General features: G+C 56.2%; 4 protein-coding genes. 3 read left to right on the top strand and 1 reads right to left on the bottom strand.

Annotated elements, in window-relative coordinates:
• Positions 1–146 precede the first annotated feature (146 nt).
• Positions 147–806 carry a flavin reductase family protein gene (locus tag IE101_RS19525; RefSeq protein WP_189382657.1) on the bottom strand — a complete coding sequence of 220 codons (660 nt, stop codon included), beginning with the start codon at positions 804–806 and terminating at the stop codon, positions 147–149.
• 118 nt (positions 807–924) lie between these two features.
• Here IE101_RS19525 and IE101_RS19520 point away from each other — a divergent pair, with 118 nt between their 5' ends.
• The 3 genes from IE101_RS19520 (at position 925) to IE101_RS19510 (ending at position 5,274) form a co-directional block, all read left to right on the top strand.
• Positions 925–1,563, top strand: a complete 639-nt coding sequence (locus tag IE101_RS19520) for a GntR family transcriptional regulator (RefSeq protein ID WP_189635508.1) — start codon at positions 925–927, stop codon at positions 1,561–1,563.
• Between the two features lie 701 nt (positions 1,564–2,264).
• Positions 2,265–3,497 (top strand): Gfo/Idh/MocA family protein, encoded by a 1,233-nt coding sequence (locus IE101_RS19515; RefSeq protein ID WP_189635507.1) that lies wholly within the window; start codon positions 2,265–2,267, stop codon positions 3,495–3,497.
• Between the two features lie 67 nt (positions 3,498–3,564).
• Entirely contained in the window at positions 3,565–5,274 is a 1,710-nt protein-coding gene (locus IE101_RS19510; protein WP_189635506.1) for a heparinase II/III family protein, read from the top strand.
• Positions 5,275–5,485 lie beyond the last annotated feature (211 nt).

Raw genomic sequence — 5,485 nt, 5'->3', positions numbered from 1 at the left:
CGCAGACCCACCTTGGCACATCGATGCCGTCGGGGGGCGGTCACATCATCAACGCCATTACGATGTGTCATTTCAGAATCCTCCGCTGTTGTGTGTCCGCCTCGACGCGCATGGCTGGGCAGTTTGTTGTAGTGGTTATCGCAAAGTCACTTGCCGCCACGGCCTTCCAATCCGGCTTGGGCGTCGGCATCGGATCCGGGCACGCGCATCTCGAAGGTCTCGCGGATCACGGTGTAGTCGAAGTATCCCAACCGGGCGATTGGCTCGATCGCGGTGATGTCCAGTCGACCGTCAGGCCGGATCACTTGGTCGTCGATATGGATCGTCTCCACCTGGGCAAAGACGACATCGACGGTGCCGTGGTTGGAGGCGCCGCGCATCGTGTGCGTGCTCAGGTACCGGCATTCGAACTTGCAGGGGCTTTCCTTGACCATCGGCACCGCACCGTTGTCGGAATAGATGCGGGTCACGTCGATACGGTCGAACTCGCTTTCCTCGGGCGGCAAAGCCATGGCGCTGATGTTCACCGCCTCGCGCAGCGCGAATGTCGCCATGTTCCAGACAAACCAGCCGGTTTCCTCGGCGTTCAGGACCGTGTCCTTGCGCCGCCCGTCCGGGTAGCGGTTGGCCGCGAACATCACCATTGGCGGATCGAAGGTCAGGTTCTGCCACTGGCTGTAGGGCGCGATGTTCTCCACCCCGGCGACACTGCGGCTGGACAGCCAGCCGATCGGACGCGGCACGGTGCAGCTCTTGAATGGCGAATACGGCAATGGGCAGCGTTCAGCACCGGGCGAGTACTTCATGGCGGCGTCCTTCTCGACCTTGTTTGTGATTTACAATATATGAGCAATATATCGGTAGTATGTCAATCTGCCTTGATATAGAGCGGCGCGGTGCGCCGCAGTTGGGCTGGAGACGGAAATGAACAAGACAGAGCAGGCGGTTGCCGTGCTGCAGGGCATGATCGAGCGGGGCGAACTCGCTCCTGGGGCGATGGTGTCCGAACGGACCATCGTCGAGCTCATCGGCTTGGGGCGGACACCGATTCGCGAGGCGATCCAGCGCCTGGCGCCCAGCTACATGATCCGAGTGCATGCCAGCCGTGGGATCGAAATCCCGGCAATCACAGTCGAGGATCAGCTCAGCCGACTTGAAGTCCGCCGCGCCGTTGAGGTGCTGGCAGTAGACCTCGCGAGCAAGAGAGCCAGCAAGACACAGCGGGAGGCCATGCAAAGCTTGGCATCCCGTCTGGAAGGCCAGTTCACCTTGCAGGAGTACACCGACACCATCCGGGAAACCCATGCGCTCATCCTCGATGCCGCCGCGAACCGCTATCTCGGGTCGCTGATGCTCCCATTGCAGGGGTTGTCGCGACGGTTCTGGATCGTCCATGCGCGCGAGGAAAATAACGATATCTTACGCGGGCGGGATCTGCACCGCGCCATTCTGACGGCCATCTCTGAAAGAGATGCGGAGGCCGCCACAGCCGCGTCTCGGGCGCTCAATGATTACCTTGTGGAGTTTGCGCTTGCAGTGGTGGCTCGCCAGGTTGCGCGGTGAGATGAACCGGGAGGGGTCTGCCGGCGCATTTCTGGTTCGATGATCGGGCTACTTTTCTGGCAGCGTTCAAGCTTCAGGGAAGCCACCCCCGGGAAGGCCAAGTTGCCAGAGGCCACCCTCTGGAAGCCTGTTTGCGAGAAGTCGTTGAGTCCGCTTCACTTTTCCCGTTGACAGGCCTGCCTCGATTGATCCGCCCCTTGATCATCGAAGAATTGAGCCCGGAGGCCCCCCCTCACGGGCGCTTTTTTGATTTCCCCCCCTCATCCCGAGCCGCATCCCATGGACCGCGTCTTCGCGCCGAGCCAGATCGAGGCTTGGCCGATTGCCCGGCTGCACCCCTATGCCCGCTTTGCCAAGATGCTCATCGTTCAGTCTCCTCGCGGAGGCTGAATCATGCTGCAAGGGCAATATCAATGGGTCCTGACCCTAGCACAAGTGACGGCGCGTGCGGTAGTTGCGGCAGAGCTTGTAGGTAGACGCTGCAATATATTGATAAGTATATAAATTTACGAGATACTGAACAATTTTTAACCCCAGGGCGAGCGTTGCTCTTTGGCAGGAAATCGGGCACTGTTGCGAGCAGGTTGCGCGCTGCGGCAGTTGACACGTTCGCTTGACAACTCGCAGGCTTCGCGAGACAAGGTCTCTCGTCGAAGCAGATGCAGGCATTTTCTGCACACTATCACTTCGAGGAGTTTTCGATGAACATCGCCTTTGTTGGCTGCGGATTTGTTTTCGATATTTACATGCGGACCTTTCGGGCACACCCGGAACTGAAGGTTGCAGGCGTCTTTGACATCAATGCTGACCGGATGGCGCGAATCAGACATTACTACGGCTTTGCAACTTATGGCAGCTATGAAGATTTGTTGGCCGATCCGTCGGTCGATGCGGTCATAAATCTGACCAATATCGGATCACATTTCGAAGTGTCGCGGCGCGCGTTGGAGGCGGGCAAGCATGTGTATTCCGAAAAGCCGCTGACACGCGATTTGGATCAGTCAAGGGTGCTGGCCGATCTTGCGGTTGCGCGTGGGGTTCGGCTGTATGCGGCACCATCGAACGTGTACAGTGACTCTGTGCGAACAATATTCGATGCGGTGGAACAGGGCCATATCGGCAAACCGCGACTGGTTTATGCGGAGTTGGACGACAACCCCATCCACCTGATGGAATTCGAGAAAGTGCGTAGCCCCACGGGGGCACCGTGGCCATTGACAGAAGAGATTCACGAAGGCTGCACTTTTGAACATGTAGGCTATCACCTTGTGTGGATCTGCGCGCTGCTGGGGCCTGCGATTTCGGTTGCCGCCATGTCGAATGAGCTGTTGGAGAACAAGTCTGCCGAAACGCCGGGCCTGTCTGGTACGCCCGATTATTCTGTCGCGCTGTTGACCTTTGCTAACGGCGCTGCGGCGCGGATATCGACCACTGTCGTGGCCCCGCGTGACCACCGCATGCGAGTGATCGGTGACGCAGGCGAAGTGTCCGCAGACAGCTATCGCCACTATCAGTCGCCGGTCTATCTCGAACGCTTCACCAGGCGCAGCCTCAATGCGCGAAAGTTTCGGACCCTCCGCGCCAACCCTTTTCTGGGTCGATTGTTCGGTATCAGCGGCCGCCGATTGAAGTTGGTGAAGAACTGGAAATCTAGCGCAGTCGAAAAGGATCAGCAGCTTAAATCGTCGCTCAAGCAGCGTATGATCGAATGGTTACGCCGTCGCGAAGTTTATGCTCAAGACAAATTGGTGGGTGTTGCAGAGATGGCACGCGAGCTGCGCGAAGGCCGGCCGCAATATCTGTCGCTGGATTTTCTTCTCCACGTCAACGAGTTAACCTTGTTGATTCACGGCGCAGGTCCGCAGGGTATTGCAACAACGCCCAAAACCAGCTTTACCCCGATTGGCCCGATTCCGGGCAATATTCGGCCATGAGCGTTTCGGCGCAAGGCACCTGTAGCAGCAGGTATTTTGTGAAGAGTTGTTCAACACAGGCGCTTTGATGATAGATCGTATTACACTGCAGGCTTTGGCACGGCTGTCGCCCCGTATGGTGGCTTACCACATGAAGCGGTTAGCGCGGAACAAGCTGTGCCGCGTGGCGCCGAATGCGTATGCGTGGCACATCGAGCGCGTCAGCGCGCGGGTGCAAAAGCTTGTGCCCGCACCGGCTTTGCCGGAGCAGTCGCTTGCAGTTGCAGCGTTTTATAACGGCATTTATGCGCCATATATCGACAATGCTGCCGCCGGGCAGTTTGTCTATTTTGCGCAGCACGCCGATTTCGGCAACGCTGCATCAGTCAATTGGCACCATACGGTGGACGCGGAGAAAGACTTTCATTTGTGGCGACAAAAATTCGGCCACATGGGTTTTATCTGCCCGATGCTGATACATGGGAACGATTTGCATCTTGCGGCCGTTGCGGACCTTCTAGCCCGCTTCCGCGAACAGGCTTCGTTTTCGACTCCGGGGTGTTTCTCCTCATATTGGTTTCCCTACAGTGTATCGCACCGCATTCTTGCCATTCTTAGCGGTTACCTTGTCGCTCGAAACCGTCGCTCTCTCCCCGAAAGGCTCTGCTGCGAAATTGAGGAATTTCTCCGCTTCAACATAGGATTTGTTCTTGCCAATATCGAACACGAGTTAAATAACAATCATGTCGAGCGCAACCTTGCGGCACTGTGCTTCTATTATTCTAACGTACCAGCTCCCTGCCCCACTATTGTGCATCAGTTAGACCGCAACGTAACCGCCATTATCCAAGACACTATTCTTTCGGATGGCATGTCAGTTGAGCGGTCTGCGATGTATCAAGGGCTCTCAGTTATGTCCCTTCAGGTGTTTGCCCAAACGCCTTTCCTTTCGCCCAAAACCCGTGTTTTGGCATCGGAGCGCCTGAAACAGGCAATTCGCGCATGGCACTTTATGGCGCACCCGGATGGAGACATCGCGCTGTTCAATGACAGTTGGCTGGGAGAAGTACCAAAACCGAGTCAAATTTCTACAAGCCCGAAATTTGCCGAGATTGAAACGCTTGATAGTGCGGGTTATGCTCGCCTTTGTCGCGGTGATATCTTTGCGTTATTTGATGCCGGACCGATCGGCCCGTCGTCAAATCCCGGTCATGGACATGCTGATTTTTTGTCGATTGAGGTCGACGTAGCCGGAACCCGTTTTATCGTCGACCCCGGGACATATCAGTATTCGACCGGTCCGCGTCGCATGCATGACCGGGCTGCGGCAGAACACAATGGCCCTGCAGCAAGGGGGGTTGAACCCGTGAGCTATAAAGGGGCTTTCCGGGTAGGGCGCTTGGCCTCAGCCCGCTTTGCGTCGCCCTCGGAATCTACAGCCTGTGGAGTTGCCGGGGAGCTTTCACTTCGTAGTGTACAAGTACGACGCGAGGTTAGCCTTGTCGGCGGTGGCCTGGCAGTTTCTGATTGTTGGCACGGCCGAACTTCCGGGGCGCAAACGCGCCTGCATGTGCCTGACAGCTGGACGCTTATGTCATATGACGCTAGCGCCGTGCAATTTGAGCGTGAAGGAGTTGCAGTATGTATTTCTGTTTCTGTTGGAAAAGTCGCAGCCGTATCTCGAGGAAATTGGGCTTGCCGCTATCTTGAAAATAGAGTGGCGCACGTCATCGATCTTCAACCGAAAATAGAGCCGAATCGTACGGGTCTTTTGCAATGGAAGGTCCATCGAATTTGACGACGTATCGCAGTTTTTTTGAGGCATTTATTCCTATTGATGATATGTTTGTTGTTGATTTGTTCTCCAGTCGCAATGGCCTCGAGTAGGCCCCAACCGAGGATAATCGCCCTCGGAACACTAGTTGAATGGTAGCTGTGAGTGCTGGACGTAGTTCGCCCTGAACAACACTCATGTCATTGATTTCGCGATGAAACAGGGTGGTTTTTCT

The organism is Gemmobacter lanyuensis, from assembly GCF_014652355.1.
In the GTDB taxonomy this organism is placed as follows: Bacteria; Pseudomonadota; Alphaproteobacteria; order Rhodobacterales; family Rhodobacteraceae; genus Gemmobacter; species Gemmobacter lanyuensis.
The sequence above is the reverse complement of the archived record's forward strand: the minus strand, read 5'-3'. Positions and strand labels throughout refer to the sequence as shown.